The 19,702-nt window shown below is 67.1% G+C and carries 15 protein-coding genes; 10 read left to right on the forward strand and 5 right to left on the reverse strand.

The window, feature by feature from the left end; translation table 11 throughout:
• Positions 1 to 138 precede the first annotated feature (138 nt).
• The 4 genes from serA to metG all read left to right on the forward strand — a co-directional run bounded on the left by serA (position 139) and on the right by metG (position 7,104).
• Positions 139 to 1,728, forward strand: a complete 1,590-nt coding sequence (gene serA / locus ACFV4R_RS01825; RefSeq protein WP_377202218.1) for a phosphoglycerate dehydrogenase — start codon at positions 139 to 141, stop codon at positions 1,726 to 1,728.
• Positions 1,729 to 1,962: 234 nt separating this feature from the next.
• On the forward strand, positions 1,963 to 4,758 hold the full coding sequence (locus ACFV4R_RS01830) for an FtsX-like permease family protein (RefSeq protein WP_377202217.1): 2,796 nt from the start codon (positions 1,963 to 1,965) through the stop codon (positions 4,756 to 4,758).
• Positions 4,755 to 5,510: an ABC transporter ATP-binding protein gene (locus ACFV4R_RS01835; RefSeq protein ID WP_377202216.1), complete on the forward strand. Its 756-nt coding sequence runs from the start codon at positions 4,755 to 4,757 to the stop codon at positions 5,508 to 5,510. The genes ACFV4R_RS01830 and ACFV4R_RS01835 overlap by 4 nt, the downstream gene beginning before the upstream one ends.
• Before the next feature lie 34 nt (positions 5,511 to 5,544).
• On the forward strand, positions 5,545 to 7,104 hold the full coding sequence (metG, locus tag ACFV4R_RS01840; protein ID WP_377202215.1) for a methionine--tRNA ligase: 1,560 nt from the start codon (positions 5,545 to 5,547) through the stop codon (positions 7,102 to 7,104).
• A gap of 74 nt (positions 7,105 to 7,178) precedes the next feature.
• Here metG and ACFV4R_RS01845 read toward each other — a convergent pair whose 3' ends face one another.
• The 4 genes from ACFV4R_RS01845 to ACFV4R_RS01860 form a co-directional block, all read right to left on the reverse strand.
• On the reverse strand, positions 7,179 to 9,674 hold the full coding sequence (locus ACFV4R_RS01845) for an FtsX-like permease family protein (protein WP_377202214.1): 2,496 nt from the start codon (positions 9,672 to 9,674) through the stop codon (positions 7,179 to 7,181).
• A gap of 2 nt (positions 9,675 to 9,676) precedes the next feature.
• Entirely contained in the window at positions 9,677 to 10,453 is a 777-nt protein-coding gene (locus ACFV4R_RS01850; RefSeq protein ID WP_377202213.1) for an ABC transporter ATP-binding protein, read from the reverse strand.
• A gap of 101 nt (positions 10,454 to 10,554) precedes the next feature.
• Positions 10,555 to 11,283: a response regulator gene (locus ACFV4R_RS01855; RefSeq protein ID WP_377202212.1), complete on the reverse strand. Its 729-nt coding sequence runs from the start codon at positions 11,281 to 11,283 to the stop codon at positions 10,555 to 10,557.
• 3 nt (positions 11,284 to 11,286) lie between these two features.
• Positions 11,287 to 12,480, reverse strand: coding sequence for a sensor histidine kinase (locus ACFV4R_RS01860; protein ID WP_377202211.1), 1,194 nt, complete (start codon positions 12,478 to 12,480; stop codon positions 11,287 to 11,289).
• Between the two features lie 152 nt (positions 12,481 to 12,632).
• Between ACFV4R_RS01860 and ACFV4R_RS01865 the strand changes: the two genes are divergently transcribed.
• Together ACFV4R_RS01865 and ACFV4R_RS01870 are read left to right on the forward strand one after the other, a co-directional pair.
• Positions 12,633 to 13,685: a 3-isopropylmalate dehydrogenase gene (locus tag ACFV4R_RS01865; RefSeq protein ID WP_377202210.1), complete on the forward strand. Its 1,053-nt coding sequence runs from the start codon at positions 12,633 to 12,635 to the stop codon at positions 13,683 to 13,685.
• Positions 13,686 to 13,789: 104 nt separating this feature from the next.
• Positions 13,790 to 14,902 (forward strand): branched-chain amino acid aminotransferase, encoded by a 1,113-nt coding sequence (locus tag ACFV4R_RS01870; RefSeq protein WP_377202209.1) that lies wholly within the window; start codon positions 13,790 to 13,792, stop codon positions 14,900 to 14,902.
• A gap of 93 nt (positions 14,903 to 14,995) precedes the next feature.
• On the opposite strand, the gene ACFV4R_RS01875 is transcribed toward ACFV4R_RS01870, so the two are convergent.
• Entirely contained in the window at positions 14,996 to 15,589 is a 594-nt protein-coding gene (locus tag ACFV4R_RS01875; RefSeq protein ID WP_377202208.1) for a hypothetical protein, read from the reverse strand.
• Positions 15,590 to 15,722: 133 nt separating this feature from the next.
• On the opposite strand from ACFV4R_RS01875, the gene ACFV4R_RS01880 reads away from it, so the two are divergent.
• From ACFV4R_RS01880 to ACFV4R_RS01895, 4 genes are read left to right on the forward strand one after another with little or no spacing between them, the layout of a single operon-like run.
• Positions 15,723 to 16,547: an MBL fold metallo-hydrolase gene (locus ACFV4R_RS01880; RefSeq protein WP_377202207.1), complete on the forward strand. Its 825-nt coding sequence runs from the start codon at positions 15,723 to 15,725 to the stop codon at positions 16,545 to 16,547.
• Positions 16,548 to 16,550: 3 nt separating this feature from the next.
• A complete protein-coding gene (locus ACFV4R_RS01885) occupies positions 16,551 to 17,327 on the forward strand; it encodes a fumarylacetoacetate hydrolase family protein (protein WP_377202206.1) in 777 nt (258 codons plus the stop codon).
• A 50-nt stretch (positions 17,328 to 17,377) separates the two neighbouring features.
• The gene (gene gltX / locus ACFV4R_RS01890) at positions 17,378 to 18,892 is read left to right on the forward strand and encodes a glutamate--tRNA ligase (RefSeq protein WP_377202205.1); all 1,515 of its coding nucleotides are present in this window, start codon (positions 17,378 to 17,380) and stop codon (positions 18,890 to 18,892) included.
• Entirely contained in the window at positions 18,892 to 19,644 is a 753-nt protein-coding gene (locus ACFV4R_RS01895; protein ID WP_377202204.1) for an HAD family hydrolase, read from the forward strand. Before gltX ends, ACFV4R_RS01895 begins: the two co-directional genes overlap by 1 nt.
• Positions 19,645 to 19,702 lie beyond the last annotated feature (58 nt).

Here is a 19,702-nt window from a genome sequence, read left to right on the forward strand (position 1 = left end):
GCTCGCCGCCAGGCGAACGCGCGACAGCCAGCTAAAGTGCCGCGATGAGGCCGGGTTCACACTTAACAATGTGAGCCCGGCCTTTCCGTCGGCCTAGACTTGTTCCCATCCCCAGGACTGCAACGCAGAGGATCAGCCGTGTCAAAACCCGTAGTACTGCTCGCCGAAGAACTTTCCCCCGCCACCGTCGAGGCCCTCGGCCCGGACTTCGAGATCCGCCAGGCCGACGGCGCTGACCGTTCCCAGCTGCTTTCCGCGATTGGTGATGTTGACGCCATCCTGGTCCGTTCCGCAACGCAGGTGGACGCTGAAGCCATCGCAGCGGCGAAGAACCTTAAGGTCATCGCCCGCGCCGGCGTGGGGCTGGACAACGTGGACATCAAGGCCGCCACCCAGGCCGGCGTCATGGTGGTCAACGCACCCACGTCCAACATCGTCTCCGCGGCCGAACTCACGGTGGGCCACATCCTCAGCCTTGCCCGCCACATCCCGCAGGCCAGCGCCGCCCTCAAGGACGGCGAATGGAAGCGGTCCAAGTACACCGGCATTGAGCTGTTCGAGAAGAAGATCGGCATCATCGGCCTCGGCCGCATCGGAGCCCTCGTGGCAGCACGCCTGAAGGGCTTCGACACCAAGATCCTCGCGTACGACCCCTACATCACCTCGGCCCGCGCAGCCCAGCTCGGCGTCCAGCTGGTCACCCTGGATGAGCTGCTCGCCCAGTCCGACTTCATCACCATCCACATGCCGAAGACCCCGGAGACCGTGGGAATGCTCGGAGCGGATGCCTTCAAGAAGATGAAGAACACCGCCTACGTCATCAACGTCGCCCGCGGCGGCCTGGTGGACGAAGAGGCCCTGTTCACGGCCCTGCAGGACGGCGACATCGCCGGTGCCGGCGTCGACGTCTTCTCCAAGGAGCCGAGCACGGACCTTCCGTTCTTCAAGCTCGACAACGTGGTGGTCACCCCGCACCTTGGGGCCTCCACCGATGAAGCCCAGGAAAAGGCCGGCGTGTCCGTTGCCAAATCGGTCCGCCTGGCCCTCGCCGGCGAACTGGTCCCGGACGCAGTCAACGTCGCCGGCGGCGTCATCGCCCCCGATGTGCGCCCCGGCATCCCGCTCATTGAGAAGCTGGGCCGCATCTTCACCGCGCTGACCCACGATTCGCTGACGCAGTTCGACATTGAAGTTGCCGGCGAAATCTCCTCACTGGACGTCAAGGTCCTGGAACTGGCGGCACTGAAGGGCATCTTCGCCGACGTGGTCACCGAGCAGGTTTCCTACGTCAACGCACCGGTGATCGCCGGGCAGCGCGGCATCAACGTCCGCCTGATCACCACCCCGGATACCGAGTCTTACCGCAACGTGCTGACCCTGCGCGGCGCCCTGAGTGACGGCAGCCAGATCTCCGTGGCCGGCACCCTGACCGGTCCCAAGCAGATCCAGAAGCTGGTGGGCATCAACGGCTTCGAGGTGGAAATCCCCATCAGCGAACACCTCGTGGTGGTGGCTTACGCCGACCGTCCCGGCGTCATCGGCACCATCGGCCACATCCTGGGCATGAACAACATCAACATTGCCGGCATGCAGGTGGCCCGCCACGACGAAGGCGGACAGGTGCTGGCGCTGCTGACCATCGACAGCTCCGTCCCGCAGCAGGTCCTGGACGCCATCAAGGCCGGCATCGGCGCCGAGATGGTCCGCGAAGTGGACCTGGAGGACTAGCCGTAATCAGTCACTAGGTCGCGCGAAACGCCGAACGACACGTCTCCGCTCGGCGCGTCCCGGCGCGGCCACGTATGATTGGCCGGTCTGCTTAGTATGGCCTGGTCCCGTCTCGGGACCGGTCCGGCAGGCCGGCCAATACTTTTTGCACATCCGTCCGTAATCGTCCATGTCCGCTGCCGCCACGTGGTCGACACGGGTGTGCGCCACGCAATCCAGGTTTCAGGGAGTTCAATGAACGCCGTCCAGAGGTTCATCAGGAGCAAAGTGCTGCTGTTGACCGCGGCCATCCTGATCGCAGCCATGTGCTTGTCGGTCCTCGTCCAAAGCCAGTCACAGGCTGCACTCAACAGGACCGTGGATGAAAATTCACGCGGCCTGTACGACGTGCTGGTCCAGGCCAAGGCTCCTGCCGGAGCCATGCTGCAGCCCGAGATTGCCAACGGCACCGGTGGGATCAGCTTCGAGCAGCTGGATTCGATCCGGAAGCTCTCCGAAACGTCGGTGGCTGCCCCCATCAGCCTCGTGTCCCGCGTGACGCAGAACCTTGAGGCGCCCCGGCTGGACGCCATGGACTACCTCGGCTACAACGCCGGCCTCGCCGGGACGGCAACGGCCGACCAAGCCGCCGGAGCCACGTCCCCGGACCAGTGGCCTGCCGCGGAATCGGTCCTGAGCGACAAAGCCAAGAAGTACCGCCTGACCGCCAGCGCCGTGAGCTCGGACGGCGTTTCCGAACAGACCCTTTTCAAGTCCACCGCCGAGGGAACCCTTGGCAAGGCCAAGCTCGTTGAGGAGAAGGCCGCAGGGGGCAGCAGCATCCGCATCGCTGCGCCCGCCGGCGAAACCGGCATCAAATTCCCGTCACCGGCCGGCGGTTCCGAGCACAACCTGTTCAACCTGTCCGTTTCCCTGCCCCTCGCCCCCGAGGTGACGGAATCCGTGGTGGCCGTCGACCCCGCATCGGAGCGCGCCCTCCTCGGCACTGCCGGGGACTTCCTAGCCCCGCTCGAAAAAGCGCCGCCTGCAGATGCCCGTAACGCCGGCGCCGTCGGCCGTTACCTCGAAGGCCTCTTCACCAACGGCATCGGGGTCGACGAACTCAAGGACGGGCCGGACTTCCTCGGCGTAAAGCTCAAATACTGGGCACCGCTGATGACCCAGTACCAGCAGGCCAAGCGCACCGGACAGCTGACGTCCGACTCCCAGGCCATCCCCCTGGTGGTCCGCTCCGGCACCTCCCTTGACCTGAAGTACAACGTCAAGATCGAAGAGATCGACGACTCCGGCAAGGTCGTCAACGAGGTGGGCACCGCCACACGCTCCCTCGACAAGGACTACCTCCCGTTCGTCTCGAAGGACCCCTTCGCTCTGTCCTGGCCCGGCTCGACCGACCACACGTCGCTGCTGGGCGCCAACGGAAACTTCAACCAGGGCCTCTACACGCCAGCAAAATGGAGCACCGACTTTGCGGCAGCTCCCAAGTACACCGACGCCGGCACGGCGGCCAACGGTGCCGTGGACAAGAACGCCGTCCCCGGTGAATGGGTAACCGTCAACCGCCTGCCCGAAAAGAGCGCCAACGGCGCCCCGGTGGACCAGACCCAGCGCGAGCCTGTGGACGAGCGGTCCTACCGGGACAACCTCTCCACCGGGCAGAAGCAGGCTTCGCCGCTGGCCATGGTGTACGGCACGTTCGACCCCGCAGCAGTGGCCGAGGCCTCCGGTGACGTCAACAAGCTGCCCCTGGGCGGCTACGACCCCACGCCGTTCACGATGGTCAAGGATGCCGAGGGCAAGGATGTTCCGGCCACGGAGCTTCAGCCTTCCCTCAGCGCCACGGGACTGGCCAGCCAGTCCGCGGGCGCCATCACGGACTACTATGGCCTGGCCGCAGCCCGCGGCTACACCAACAATGCCAACGTCATTGATGCCATCCGGGTCCGCGCCAAGGCGCCGGGCAGCTGGAAGGAAGCACAGCCCGACGTCGAGAAGCTCGCCGAGGAGATCCGCAACATGGGACTGGAAGCCACCATCGTGGCAGGCTCAGCCCGTGAAGACGCCAGCATCTTCGTCCCCGGTTACTCCAAAGACGACGCCGGCAAGGAATCGCCGCTGGGCACCGTGCAGCAGTCGTGGGTCCGGCAGAACGCCGCCGACGCCGTCACCGGATCGCTGTCCGGCACCAACCTCACCCTGCTGTTCCTGACCCTCTGTGGGGCCGCCCTGCTCACCGGGGCATCAACGGTCAGCTACATCCGCAAACGGCGTAGCGAGGCCGGAACCCTTCGCGCCATGGGCTGGACCCAGCGGAGGATCCGCAGCTGGGTGCTCGAGGAATTCGGCGTTGGCGCGGTCCTGCTGGCCGTGGCCGGCATCGCCCTGAGCCTCATCAGCTGGAGCCTGTCCACCGCACTGGTGTGCGCCGCGGTCCTGGTGCTCTATGCCGCCGCAGCACTGTTTGCCGCACAGCAGCTCAAGCACCGCGACGTCATCGACCAGGAACCGCAGCACGACGAACGGCTTATCCCGGTGGACTCGCCGCTGACCTTCGCCAACCGCCAGCTGGGCACCAACAAGTTCAACACGCTGTCCCTGGCCGTGGCAGTAGGTGTCTTCGGGGCCGCCGTGGGCGGACTGATCGCACTGCTGATCGACATTCCCCGCGCTGCCGGCGCCAGCGCGCTGAGCGGACTTGCCGCAGCCAGCGTGGCGCTGCCCAGCATCCTGCTGGCCATCGCCGGTGTGGCCGTGGGGCTCGTCCTCACCCTTGTCACCGGCAGGTTCGAACTGAACGCCAAGCGCCAGTACCTTGGCATCCTTGAAGCCATGGGCTGGAACCCCGACATGCTGCGGCAGGTCCGCCTGTTCGAAAACGCGCTGGTGGGAACCGTCGCCCTGCCCCTGGGCGTGCTGGGCGCCCTCGGCATCGGCCTCCTCCTGGCCCCCTACGCCGCGCTGTGGGCAGGCGTTGCCGGCCTCGTGGCAGTACTTTGCTGGATTCCAATTGCAACGAAAGTGGTCCAATGACAAACCCGACGAATGTCCAGCGGAGCCGCAGGGGCGGCTCCGGCGAGGTTCCCCTGCAGACCCGCGCCAACACCATCGTCAAGGCGGCTGACCACGCCACCCCGCTGGAACTGAGTGACATCACCATCCGCTATGGTGGCGGCAAGGGCGGGGCCGAAGCCGTCAGCGTTGTGGAGGGCTTCGACCTGACGCTGCACGCAGGCGAGATGCATTGCGTCGCCGGCCGAAGCGGCTCGGGCAAGACCAGCATCCTAACCGTCGGCGCGGGACTGACGCTGCCGACGTCGGGACGCGTCTTCTGGGAAGGCGATTCCCTTGAAAGCATGAGCGACGACGAAATCGCCGACCGCCGTCGCGCGCTGATCGGCTACGTGGACCAGGGCGGTGCACTGATCGACGGCATGAGCGCCTTGGAGAACGTCCTCCTGCCCGCCGTCCCCGACGGCGAGGTGGACCAGCGCCGCGACATGGCCAAGGACCTCCTGGACCTGGTGGGCCTGGGCCGGCGCATGCGGCACCGGCCCGCGCAGCTTTCCGGCGGTGAGCGGCAGCGCGTCGCCATTGCCCGCGCCCTGATCCTGGGCACCCGCGTCCTGGTGGTGGATGAGCCCACGGCCAGCCTGGACCGCGCCTCTGCCAACCGCATCATCAGCATCCTCAAGGACACCACCTCCGACGGCATCGCCGTCCTGGTGGCGTCACACGACCACGAACTGGTCCGGCTGAGCGATAGCCTGACTGAACTGATCTAGCCCGTCCCTCCGCATCGAAGGTAACTGTCCGCACGTGACTGCTTCAGAGAAAACGCCGTTCTACATCACCACGGCCATCACCTACCCCAACGGTGTGCCGCACATCGGCCATGCCTACGAGTACATCGCCACCGACGCCATGGCGCGCTTCAAGCGGCTGGACGGCTACGATGTGATGTTCCTGACGGGCACGGACGAGCACGGGATGAAGATCGCCCAGACGGCCGAAAAGGAAGGCATCACTCCCAAGGAGTTGGTGGACCGGAACGCGGAAGTCTACAAGGCGGCCCACGAAGCCCTCGGCATCACGTACGACCGCTTCATCCGCACTACGGACGAGGACCACTACGCGGCGTCGCAGGCCATCTGGAAGAAGATGGAAGCCAACGGCGACATTTACCTCGACAAGTACGAGGGTTGGTACTCCGTCCGGGACGAAGCGTTCTACGGCGAGGACGAGACCGTGGTCAAGGACGACGGCGTGCGCTACTCGAAAGAGACGGACACCGAGGTGACGTGGACGGCCGAGGAGAGCTACTTTTTCCGGCTGTCCGCGTACCAGGACAAGCTGCTGGCGCTCTACGAAGCGCAGCCTGAGTTCGGTGCCCCGCAGTCCCGGTTCAACGAAGTGATCAGCTTCGTTAAGCGCGGCCTGGAGGACCTGTCCATCAGCCGCACCACCTTCGACTGGGGCGTCCCGGTTCCGGGCAACAGCAACCACGTCATGTACGTGTGGGTGGATGCGCTGACCAACTACCTCACCGGTGTGGGCTACCCGGACGTGGACTCGGAGAAGTTCCGCCGGTTCTGGCCGGCCGATGTCCATGTGATCGGCAAGGACATCTCCCGGTTCCACGCCATTTACTGGCCCGCCTTCCTCCTGAGCGCCGGCCTGGAACTGCCCAAGCGCGTCATGATCCACGGCTTCCTGCACAACAACGGCGTCAAGATGTCCAAGTCGCTGGGCAACGTGGTGGCACCGGCCGATTTCGTGGAGCAGTACGGCCTGGACCAGGTACGGTTCTTCTTCCTCCGTGAGGTGCCGTTCGGAGCGGACGGCAGCTACAACCATGAGGCCATCGTTGGCCGGATGAACTCGGACCTGGCGAACAACTTCGGCAACCTGGCGCAGCGTTCCCTTTCCATGGTGGCCAAGAACTGCGGGGGAGCGGTTCCCACCCCGGGTGCTTTCACGGACGCTGACACCGCCATCCTGGAACAGGCCGGTGGCCTGCTGGACACAGCGCGGGCTGCCTTCGAGAAGCAGGAATTCAGCCGCGCCCTCGAGGCCATCTGGGCTGTCCTTGGCGACACCAACGCCTACTTCGCCGAGCAGGCGCCCTGGGTGCTGCGGAAGACCGACGTCGAACGCATGAACACCGTCCTTTACGTCACCCTTGAGGTGCTGCGCATCGTGGCCATCCTCGCGCAGCCGGTGATGCCGGGCTCGACGGCGCGGCTGCTTGATGCCCTCGGCCAGCCGGAAGGGGACGCACGCCAGTTCGCCGCGATTGCCACGCCCATCGCCGCCGGGACGCTGCTGCCTGCACCGGCGCCGGTGTTCCCCAAGTATGAGGAACCGGCAGAGGCCTAGCCGGTTCAGGAAAGGGCAGGAGCCGCGGGATTTCCGCGGCTCCTGCCCTTCTGTTGTAGTAGCCTCCGGCGGATCTACGTGGTGGCGAGCCCCTGCACCGGTGACAGCCGGGACGCCCGCCTGGCGGGAAGGACCGATGCCAGCAGCCCGGCGGCGATTGCCACCGCCAGCACTCCCGCCAGCTGCAGCCACGGAACCACCGGCGTGACCGCGGCCAGGCTGCCGAGCGCCGAACGGGCGCCCAGCCATCCGTACACCGTTCCCAGGGCTGAACCGAGCAGCGCCGCGACGGCGGCAACCAGGACGGCTTCCAGGGCAAGCATTCCGCGTAGCTGGCCTCGGGTCAGGCCCAGCGCCCGCAGCAGGGAGTTCTCACGCGTCCGCTCCAGCACGGACAGGGACAGAGTGTTGGCCACGCCGATCAGCGCGATCAGCACCGCGACCCCCAAGAGGCCTGTGACCACCAGGAGCAGCACGTCGATGACCTCGTTGAAGGTGACACGCTCGATGGCCGCACCGCTGACCGCCCCGCTGGCCACCCCGGTTGCCGTGGCAACGGCGGACTGGATGTCCTTGATGCGGTCCCCGGACAGCTGCCCGCCGCCGGGGGCGTCTGCAAGGCGCACCCACACGGTGCTGCCCGCCGTGGCATCGCCCGGCAGGCCGGACTGCTGCGCGGTCTCCGCGGAGACGAGCGCCGGAATGTTGCGGGTCCGCAGGACCACTGCCTCCAGGGTGGCCGTACCGGATGCGCCGTTGACGTCGACGCGCCCCGCTTGGGCGCCCTCGGGCAGGTAGATCTTCCCGGGCTCCAGGACGAGTGTGGTGTCGCGGAGCAGCCGTCCGGCCTCCGCTGCGCCGACCGCGTAGACGGGGTTTTCGGCGCCCTGCTGCTCAAAACGCCCCGCCGCGGGCAGCAGCGCCGCGGCCGCAACGCCATCGATGCGCGCCACGGCGTCTTGCTGGGCCGTGGTCAGGTGCTCAGCGGTGACGGCCATGTCCACCGGGTAGGTCTCGGCGAGGGCGTCATCGAATGCCTGGCGTGCGGTGGCCGCCCCGGTCATCATCAGGGCCACCAGCGTGACGCCGATGAGCAGCGCGGCAGCCGTCACCGATGTCCTCCCAGGGTTGCGGACGGCGTTGAGCGCAGCCAACTTGCCGGGGACGCCGGCGGGAGCGGCCAGCCGTCCCGCCAGGCCTACCAGCCGGGGCACGAACAGTGTGGCGCAGAGCAACACCCCCATGAAGGACAGCACGCCGCCGGCGAACGCCACGACCAGCATCACGCTGGCCGCGCCGAAGGCGAGCAGCGGAACTCCCAGGGCGAGGGCGGCAAGGCCCATGACCAGACGTACCCGGCCGCGCCGGTTCCCGATGCCGGCATCGTCGGCGGGGCGCAGGGCAGCGAGCGGCGCCACGGCGGTCGCCGCCCTGGCAGGGACCATGGCGGCGGCCACGGTCAGGACCGTACCCACGGCCAGGCCCGCCACGATGGACGACGGCGGCACCGCCATGGTGGCAAAGGCCATGTCCGGCTGCGTCCCGGCCCAGCCAATCAGGGCTGCCATCAGGCAGACGGCGGCGAGCACCCCCGCCACGGAAGACACCAGGCCCACCACGAGGGCTTCGGCCAGGACGGAATTGCGCACCTGCGCCCGGGCGGCGCCCAGGCACCGGAGCAGCGCGAGTTCCCGGGTGCGCTGGGCCACCAGCACTGCGAATGTGTTGGAAACCACCAGGCCGGAAACCAGCAGGGCGATTCCGGCGAAAGCCAGCAGGACCACCGTCAGTTCGTCCTGGCCGCCGGTCATCAGGGCCACCTGGGCCGTGACCTGCTCGTCCGCGGTCTTGACCTGCGCTGGGGTTCCGGTGCCGGCAATCGCTGCCAGCGCGCCCGCTTTGGCCGCGGCAGCGTCGGTGCCCGGCGCCAGGGCAAGCTGGATGCTGGCATAGCCATCCTCGGCGCCAGGGCCGGCGCCGGGGGCCTGGCCGTCCGCCGCCAGCGCACTGACCGCAGGAGTTCCGGCCAGCAGTTGCGGGAGGGCGGAGGCGAATGGATCATGGCTGGCGCGGAGGATCCCGGTGACGGTCATCGCCGTGGTGGTGGCGCCGTCCGGAGCCCTGAGCTCCAGGGCGTCGCCGACATGCAGCCCGTAGCGCCCGGCAGTGTCGCTGTCCACGGCGACGCCGTCGGCACGCACCGGCAGGGCGCCATCGGTAACGGCTGCTGTTTCCAGGGCATCGGGCGCCAGGTTGCGGGCCTGCGCGAACACTTCCTGGCCGCCTGCCGTGAATTCCGCATACGCCTGAAGGCGACCGTAGGCTTCGCTGACGCCAGGGACCCCGCGGACCGCTGCCAGGGCCGCACCGTTGAAAGTACCTCTGTCCGGTGTGGCGATGAGTTCCGCCCTGCTGTAGGCCTCGCCAAGGCTGGCGCCCAGCGACGCCCTGGTGCTGGCACCCACCATCAGTGTGGTGGACAGGAAGGCCACCGACAGCATGACGGCCAGGCCGACGGCTATAAACCGCCGGCTGTGGGACTGGAATTGGGAGAGGGCAACGTGCAGCACGCTCAGCCTCCCAGCTGGCCGAGGGCGGCAAGGACGGACGCGGCGGTGGGTTCGGCGATCTCGCCCACCAGGTTGCCGTCACTCATCAGGACCACCCGGTCGGCGTAGCTGGCTGCCACGGGATCGTGCGTGACCATGATGATGGTCTGGCCCATTTCGCGGCTGCTCCGGCGCAGTAGTGACAGGACTTCGCCGCCGGCTGTCGAATCAAGGTTGCCGGTGGGTTCGTCCCCGAAGACCACGTCGGGCCGGGTCAGCAGGGCCCGGGCCACGGCAACCCGCTGCTGCTGGCCGCCGGAGAGTTCATGCGGCCTGTGCCGGAGCCTGTCCTTGAGGCCCAGTGTGGACACCACGGTGTCGAACCAGGCGCTGTCCGTGGCTTTGTTGGCCAGCGCCAGCGGGAGGGTGATGTTCTGTTCGGCCGTCAGGGTCGGAACCAGGTTGAACGCCTGGAAGACAAACCCGATCCGGTCGCGGCGCAGCTCGGTGAGCTGCTTGTCGTTCAGGGCCGTGATCTCCGTCCCGCCCACCAGGATTTGCCCGGAGTCCGCGGTGTCCAGGCCGGCGAGGCAGTGCATCAGGGTCGACTTGCCCGAGCCGGAGGGTCCCATGATTGCGGTGAAGCGGCCGGCGTCGAAGGTGACGCTGACCTCGCGCAGGGCGCTGACGCGGGTGGCGCCGCGGCCGTAGTTCTTGGTGAGGGACAGTGCCTGGACAGCGGGGGAGGAAGTGGCGTTATCCCTGTTCAAACCAGGGTGGTCATGCACGGAAGTTGTCATGGTTCCACGCTATGGGCCGGCACCCGGCCGGGGGATCGGCCTGGGGTCTGGTCCTGCCGGGGACGGGCTCATACCGTGGTCTGAGCCCGCTGCTGCGGGAACTAGCCTCCGGGGGTGACCACCCCGGTCTCGTACGCGATCACCACAGCCTGGACCCGGTCGCGGGCTCCCAGCTTGGCCAGGATATGCCCCACGTGGGTTTTGACCGTGGCCTCGGACACAAACAGGCCTGCCGCGATCTCGGGATTGGACCGTCCCTGCGCAATCAGCTGGAATACCTCGCGCTCGCGGGCGGTGAGCCGCTGGACGGCCGCATGGTGTTCCGGACGTTCATTGCCCTGGCTGCGCAGCAGCGGTGCCACATGGTCCAGGAGCCGCCGGGTGGTGGACGGGGCTATGACGGCGTCTCCGCGGTGTACGGTCCGGATGGCCTCCAGCAGTTCCTCCGGGGGAGCATCCTTGAGCAGGAATCCGCTGGCGCCGGCCTGGATGGCTGCCAGAGCGTACTCGTCAAGGTCGAAGGTTGTGAGCACCACCACCCGGAGCTCTGCCCTGGCCGAACCGGCTGGGGCGGCAAGCGCGCTTTCCATCAGCCGGCGGGTGGCTTCAATTCCGTCCATGCCCGGCATCCGGACATCCATCAGGACGACGTCGGCGGCCACCGCGCCGAGCGCCTGCAGCGCTTCAAGCCCATTGCCCGCTTCGACCACCACGTCGAGGTCCGGCTGGGAGTTGATCAGCATGCCAAATCCCGACCTGACCAGCTGCTGGTCATCGACCAGGGCAACCCTGATCCTGTCCGCAGGCGGGTGTTCTTCCAGGAGTGTCATTGCTCAGGCCTCTGTGTAGGGGAGGAAAGCCGAGACCAGGAAGCCCCCGCCCGCGGCCGGTCCGGCCGCCAACGAACCATCGTAGAGGTTGATCCGCTCCCGCATTCCGCGCAGGCCGTTGCCGCCGTTTTCCGCAGCACCGCCGGCGTGGTCCGCGGAGGCGCCCCGGCCGTCGTCGTACACCTCTATCTGCAGCCCCCGCTGCTGCCACCGGATGGCGGCACTGGCGCTGGCCCGCGGCCCCGCGTGCTTAAGGACGTTGGTGAGCGCCTCCTGGAGCACCCGGTAGGCGGTGAGTTCTGCACCGGGCGGAAGGACCCGGCGCGGGGAGCCTTGCTGTTCAAAGGCCAGGGGAAGGCCTGCCGCCCGGAAGCCGAGGAACAGCTCGTCCACATCTGACAACCCGGGCAGCGGACGGGTGGTGGCCTCATCGCCGTGCCGCAGCACGCCCAGCAGGCGCCGCATTTCCGCCAGTGAGGTCCGGGCCGTGGCGGCGACAGTGGCCAAAGTCTCGGTGGCAACCGAAGGGTTGGCCGCGGCGGCATACCTGGCGCCGTCGGACTGGGTGATGATCACCGAGAGGGAATGGGCCACGATGTCGTGCATTTCCCGGGCAATGTGGGCGCGTTCATCGGCGGCGGCGAGTGACCGTTCCTGCTGTTGTTCGATCTCGAGCCTGCGGGCACGGTCCGACAGGGTCTGGAGCTGCTGGCGCCGCACTCGGGTCAGGTCGCCCAGGGTCCAGCTGAACAGGACCAACATCCAGATCAGCACCGTATACACCGCGCTGATGGTCAGGCCAAGGACTCCGGTTTCGGCGGTGCTGCTGAGGTTGCGGCTGGTCAGGAGCACCCCGCCGAGCAGGCCCAGGCCAAGCACGGAGCGGCTGGCCCAGGCTGGACCATAGGCGGCAACGGCGTAGATGATCAGCGGAACGGCCACCAGGCCCGCCAGCGGCTCAAGCCCGGCGGCCCACAGAGCAAGGCAAGCGAGCACGATGGCTGCTGCGGCACGGACCGGGCTGGTCCGCCGCCAGGCCAGCGGAACCACCAGCGCGCTGGACAGGACAAAGTGGCCTGGCCTGTCGGCGAGGAGATAGACCGGGCCGCAGAACACCAGGACGGCAAACATGACGGCCAGGTCCACCCGGAAGGTGTTGACCCGGAGCCATTGATAGATCTTGTGCCGTCGTTCCACCCGGGAACTCTATGCTGTTGGGGCCGGACGACGCCTCATACCGGAGGCTGATCTCGCCGCCGTTGGGCATACCGGAGATGCGCAAAGCATCGCCGTGTCTGAATAGTGAGACAGGTTGACCAGCATATGGATGTCTTGGCTACCCTGAAATTATGAGCGCATCCTCCATTGACCTTGCAGTAATCCCCGGCGACGGCATCGGCCCGGAAGTCATTGCCGAGGCAGTCAAAGTGCTGGAAAAGGCCGTGGCCGCGGAGGGAGTGGAGCTCAAGCAGACCCACTACAAGCTTGGTGCTGAGCACTGGCTGGCCACCGGCGAAACCCTGCCGGACGAGGTCCTCGCGGACCTGCGGACCCGCGATGCCATCCTGTTCGGCGCTGTCGGCGCAGCCCCCGGCGACACCCGCATCCCGTCCGGCATCATCGAGCGCGAGATGCTCCTGAAGCTGCGCTTCAGCCTCGACCACTACGTCAACCTGCGCCCGTCAAGGCTGTACGGCACCGTCGGCAGCCCCCTCGCCAACCCGGGCACCATTGATTTCATTGTGGTCCGTGAAGGAACCGAAGGGCCTTACGTTGGCAACGGCGGCAGCCTGCGCGCCGGCACCCCGCACGAGGTAGCCACCGAGGTGTCCCTGAACACCGCCCACGGCGTGGAGCGCGTAGTCCGCGATGCCTTCCGCCGCGCCAGCGCCCGCGAACGCAAGCACGTCACCCTGGTCCACAAGCACAACGTCCTGGTCTTCGCCGGGCACCTCTGGAGGCGCACCGTCGAGGCCGTGGCCCAGGAGTTCCCCGAGGTCACCCACGACTACCTGCACGTGGACGCCGCAACCATCTTCATGGTCACGGATCCGTCCCGCTTCGACGTCATCGTCACCGACAACCTTTTCGGTGACATCCTCACGGACCTTGCTGCCGCCATTACCGGCGGCATCGGGCTTGCCGCCAGCGGGAACATCAACATGGACCGCACTGCGCCCTCCATGTTCGAACCCGTCCACGGTTCCGCTCCGGACATTGCCGGCCAGGGCAAGGCAGATCCGACGGCGGCCATTCTCTCCGCCGCGCTCCTGCTGGACCACCTTGGCTATGCCGAAGCGGCCCGGAAGATCGAAGCCGCCGTAGTGGCCGACGTCGAAAAGCGCGACGGCACCGCCCGGAGCACCACCGCCGTCGGCGACGCCATCGCCGCTGGACTCTGACCCGCGCCGGAGCCACCGGCATCGGGCGTAAGCTTGTCTCGAATTACCAAATGCCGCCACTGTCGTTCAGCGCTGAACCCCCGGCGGCCGATCGTGGAGGAACCATGACCCAGACTGCCCATGGCGTCGAATTCAGCCTGCAGCCTTCGGCGAACCCGAAGACCGCAGAACAGCGTGAAGCCATCCTGGCGAACCCGGGATTCGGCAACTACTTCACCGACCACACCGCCGTCGTCGACTACAGCGTGGACGCGGACGGCAACGGCGGCTGGCACGACCCCCGGGTCGAAGCCTACGGACCCATCGTCCTGGATCCTTCTGCGGCCGTCTTCCACTACGGCCAGGAGATCTTCGAAGGGCTGAAGGCCTACCGCCACGCAGACGGTTCCGTCTGGACCTTCCGTCCGGAAGCCAACGCGGCCCGGCTGAACAAGTCTGCACGCCGGCTTGCGCTGCCCGAACTGCCCGTGGAGTACTTCCTCGGCGCCATCCGCGAGCTTGTGGCCGCGGACAAGGACTGGGTTCCTAACGGTGACGGCGAAGCCCTCTACCTGCGGCCTTTCATGATCGCCACCGAGGCGTTCCTCGGCGTCCGCGCCGCACGCGAGGTCTCCTTCCGGGTCATCGCGTCGCCTGCCGGGAACTACTTCGGCGGCGAGCTCAAGCCGGTTTCCATCTGGATTTCGCGCGAATACGCCCGTGCAGGGCGCGGCGGAACCGGTGATGCGAAGTGCGGCGGCAACTACGCCGCGTCACTGATCGCCCAGCAGGAAGCCGAAGCCAACGGCTGCAAGCAGGTACTGTTCCTCGACCACTTCAACGACGACGCCGTGGAAGAGCTCGGCGGCATGAACGTCTTCTTCGTCATGAAGGACGGCTCCCTGGTCACGCCCGCCCTTACCGGCACCATTCTCGAAGGCGTCACCCGGATGTCCGTCATGCAGGTGGCGAAGGACATGGGCCGGGACGTCACCGAGCGCAAGATCACCCTCGATGAATGGCGCGAAGGCGTTGCCTCCGGTGAGATCACAGAGGTCTTTGCCTGCGGAACCGCGGCCGTCATCACCCCCATCGGTGTCCTCAAGGACGCCACCGAATTCATCGGCTCGGAGGACGCCAAGGCCGGCGAAACCACCATGGCCATCCGTGAGCAGCTGCTGGGCATCCAGACCGGCACCGTTCCGGACACCCACGGCTGGCTGACCCGCCTCGCCTGACCGGGCTGACGGCTTAGAAACGCACGACGGCGCCTGCCGGACTTCGGTCCCTGCAGGCGCCGTTTGCGTTTAAGCCCATCACCGGCCCGGCGGTCAGCGCCGGGCTGCCTTGCGGGCGGCATTCTTCTGGGCTTTACGGGAGACCGGCTTCAGGGCCTTCCGGGCCGCCTCTTCAGCCAGTGCGTGCTGGCGCCGGGCGTCGATGATGTCGTTGAACAGGGAGGAGGCGAACACGCCGCCGTCCTGCGCGTACACCTCGTAGGGATAGCCCTCGAAGGCCGCGGGGATGGCACCGGCGGTGTATAGGTCCCTGCCCGTGGCCTTGGCGGCCGCGTCACCCAGCGCCCAGGTGCGGGTCAGGTGCGCGGTGAGGTTTTCACTGGCGAAAGCTGCGGCGTCACCCGACACAGCGGCATGCTTCAGCAGTTCCTCCAGTTCGCCGGCCAGGATACCGGCCGCCTGTGCGTCGGCTGCCTCCGACTCGGCGAGGTCCGCCCCGGCGGCGTCCACTGCTTCACTCCAGTCGGCTGTCCCGCGGAACGTCTTCCAGGTGGGAAACCAGACCACGGTCCCTGCCGCATGGTTGTGGATGTGCAGGAGCCCGGTGCTCTTCTCCGTCGAGGAGTGGTCGTGGCTGTCCGCTTCTGCGTTGGCGATGAGTTCTGCAAGGCTGGGTGCGCTGGTCATGGATGTATCCGGCTTCCTGGTGGTGGGTGGGGCGTCATTTGTGGTCAACCCACTCGGGTGTTCGATCTATTCCGGACCGTGATCCGGCGCCGGGGATCGGGCAGCCCGGGTCCATCGGTGCAAGGATGGGGCAGTGACTCCAGATGCCGCCGCCCTGCAGCGCAGTTCCGACCTGACCCGGTTCATCCTTGCGCCCAATCCCGGGCCCATGAGCCTGGACGGGACCAACTCCTATGTCCTTGCCGGTCCCGGCAGCGCCACCGCGGTGGTGGTGGACCCCGGACCGGACGACGAAGTCCACCTTCTGGCGCTGGCGCGCGCGGCCGCCGTCGAACTCGTCCTCATCACCCACCGGCACGCCGACCACACGGCCGGTTCGGCGCGGTTGCACGAGCTGACCGGCGCCCCTGTCCGCGCCGCGGATCCCGCCCACTGCCACGGCGGGGGAGCGCCGCTGCAGGACGGCGAGGTGGTCCGGGCCGCGGGACTCGAGCTGACCGTCCTTGCCACTCCGGGGCACACCTCCGACTCCGTCTGCTTCCACCTGCCCGGCGATGGGCCGGACGGGTCGGTCTTGACCGGGGACACCATCCTGGGCAGGGGAACCACCATGCTGGACTATCCCGACGGGACGCTGGGGGACTATCTGGCCACCCTGGACCGGCTCGAGGCCATGGGGCCGGCCACCGTCCTGCCGGCCCACGGACCTGTCCTGCCCTCCCTGGCAGACGTAGCCCGCGGCTACCGGACGCACCGCCACGAACGCCTGGCCCAGATCCGCGCAACCCTGGACTGGCTGGGCCGGGACGCGTCCGTCGGCGACGTGGCGGACGCCGTCTATTCCGACGTCGGACGTTCCGTCCGGCGCGCCGCCGAGATGTCAGTAGCCGCGCAGCTGCACTATCTGCGGGAGGGGCCCGGCAATACGGGGCCCCACCGGGGAAACGGTAGGGTATGAACCATGCGTATTGCGAGGTTTGTCGTCGATTCCGATCCCCTGTATGGCGTTGTTGAAGGTGACGCCGGCAGCGAGGAAATTACTGTCATCCAGGGTGACCCGTTCTTCAATGGCGTGGAGCGCACGTCGGTCCGCCACAAGCTGGAGGACGTCCGGCTGCTGGCGCCGATTATTCCGCGCAGCAAGGTGATCGGCGTCGGCCGGAACTTCGTGGAGCACGCCCACGAGCTCGGCAACGATGTCCCTGCCCAGCCGCTGCTGTTCCTCAAGCCGAACACGGCCGTCGTCGGCCCGAATGATCCCGTCGTACTGCCGGAGTTCTCTGAGGAGATCTCCTTCGAAGCCGAGCTGTGCGTCGTTATCGGCCGGATCTGCAAAGACGTCCCCGAAGACCGCGTTGACGACGTCATCTTCGGTTACACCTGCGGCAACGACCTTACGGCCCGCGACGTCCAGAAGACCGACCTGCAGTGGACCCGTGCCAAGGGGTTTGATACTTCCGCGCCGCTCGGCCCGTGGATTGAAACGGAGCTGGACACCGAGGACCTGCAGATCCAGGGCAAGCTCAACGGCGAAATACGCCAGGACGGCAACACCAACCAGATGATCCGCGGCGTCCGGGAACTGGTCTCCATCGTCTCCCAGGCGTTCACCCTGCTGCCCGGTGACGTGATTATGACCGGCACTCCCGCCGGCGTCGGCCTGGTCACCGCCGGTGACCGGTATGAAGTGGAAATCGAAGGCATCGGCCGGCTGTCCAACCCGATCGTCCGCCGCTAAGGGACAGGCCGTGATGGCGGCAGGCACCAGACGGTAAAGTTGAAGCCACTATGACTATCGCTTCTTCGTCGCCTGCCGCCTCCATCCCGCCCGTTACCCCGGAAACACCCGTACGGGTCCGTTTCTGCCCCTCACCCACCGGCACCCCGCACGTGGGCCTGATCCGTACTGCCCTGTTCAACTGGGCCTACGCACGGCACACCAAGGGCACCCTGGTGTTCCGCATCGAGGACACGGACGCGGCGCGGGACAGCGAGGAGAGCTACCACCAGCTGCTGGACGCGCTGAAATGGCTCGGCATCGACTGGGACGAGGGCGTCGAGGTGGGCGGCCCGCACGAACCGTACCGGCAGTCCCAGCGCAGCGATATCTACCAGGACGTCATCAAGCGGCTGCATGAGGGCGGCTTCATCTACGAGTCCTACTCCACTCCGGACGAGATTGAGGCCCGCCACCGCGCCGCCGGCCGTGACCCCAAGCTCGGCTACGACGGGTACGACCGGCACCTGACGGAAGAGCAGCTGGCCCAGTATCGGGCTGAGGGCCGCCAGGCCGTCCTCCGCCTCCGGATGCCCGACGAAGACCTCACCTTCACTGACCTGGTCCGCGGCGAGATTACCTTCCGCGCCGGTTCGGTTCCGGACTTTGCAGTGGTGCGGGCCAACGGCCACCCCCTGTACACCCTGGTCAACCCGGTGGACGACGCGCTGATGGGCATCACCCACGTGCTCCGCGGCGAAGACCTGCTCAGCTCCACCCCGCGCCAGATTGCCCTCTACCGCGCGCTCCACGCAGTGGGTGTTGCCGAGTACATGCCCGAATTCGGCCACCTGCCCTACGTCATGGGCCAGGGCAACAAGAAGCTTTCCAAGCGCGACCCCGAGTCCAGCCTCTTCCTGCACCGCGAGCGGGGCTTTATCCCGGAGGGCCTGCTGAACTACCTGTCCCTGCTGGGCTGGTCCCTCAGCGCCGACGAGGACATCTTCACCGTGGAGCAGCTGGTGGAGAACTTCGATATCCACGACGTCCTGGCCAACCCGGCACGCTTCGACCTGAAGAAGGCCGAAGCCATCAACGGCACGCATGTGCGGTTGCTCGCCCCGGAGGATTTCCGGAACCGGGTGGCGCACTACCTGAGGGAAGCCGGACTGGTGGGGGAGATCCTGACTGACCGCGAAGAAGAGATCGTCACCGAGGCCGCGCCCCTGATCCAGGAGCGCATCACCCTGCTGGGCGAGGCACCGGAAATGATCGCGTTCCTGTTCAAGGCCGATGACGCCATTGACGTTGCCGACGACGCGCGCAAGGGCCTGCCGGAGAACCTGGCCGAAGTCCTGGACGCAGCGATCGGTGCCCTTGAGCCCCTCGAGGAATGGAATCCGGAGACCATCCAGGCAGCCCTCAAGCAGGCCCTCGTCGAGGACCTGGGACTGAAGCCGCGCCTGGCCTTCGGACCGGTCCGCACCGCCGTGTCCGGCCGCCGCATCTCGCCGCCGCTGTTCGAGTCGATGGTGATCCTGGGCAAGGATGCCTCACTCCGCAGGCTTCGGGCTTTCCGCGGCTGATGGTTGTGGCCAGTTCCGCTGCCGGCGGCCTCCTGGAGGCCCAAGTGGGCACCGTCCGGGGTGTCCTGTTCGATATCGACGACACCCTCGTGGATCTCGAATACTCCATGACCACCGCATTGCGTGAGGTCAGCGAGCATCTCCTGCCCGGGCTCGACCAGTCAGGGTGGGAGCGGTTCGGCCGCATCTTCACCCATGAGACCACGCACTATTACGACCAGTACCTTGCGGGTGAGCTGACATTCAATGAGCAGCGCCTCCTCCGGGGCCGGGCTGCGCTGGGACACTTCGGCATCGAACTGGCCGACGGCGAGGAGTCGCACCAGTGGCTGACCGCCTACATCCAGAAGCAGCCGTCCTACGTGAAGCCGTTCCCGGACGTCCTGCCGCTGCTCGATGTCCTGGACCGGGCAGGGATCCCGTACGGGGCCGTCAGCAACAACGTCCATGACTACCAGCGGGCGAAACTGGACGGCGCCGGCCTGGAGCGGGTGGCGCACCTCGTGGGCACCGACACCTTGGGGGTTGCCAAGCCCAACCCGGCAATCTACCTCGAAGGTGTCCGGCTCCTGGGCACAGCACCCTCTGAAACCCTCTACGTGGGCGACAACAGGTTGCTCGATGCGGAGGGTTCGACGGCGGCCGGGCTGCAGGGCGTTTGGCTGAACCGGAACGCGGAAACCGCGGCGCATTTTTCAGGTGCCGCGGTTTCCACGCTGGCGGAATTGCTCCCGCTCTTCCAACAGGGTTAGTGCCGGGTCAGTGCAGCAGGGCCGCCGTCGCCCAGGCCGCCACCGCTGAGACCCTTAT

Origin of the sequence: Pseudarthrobacter sp. NPDC059871 (assembly GCF_042731175.1) — a bacterium.
Lineage (GTDB): Bacteria > Actinomycetota > Actinomycetes > Actinomycetales > Micrococcaceae > Arthrobacter.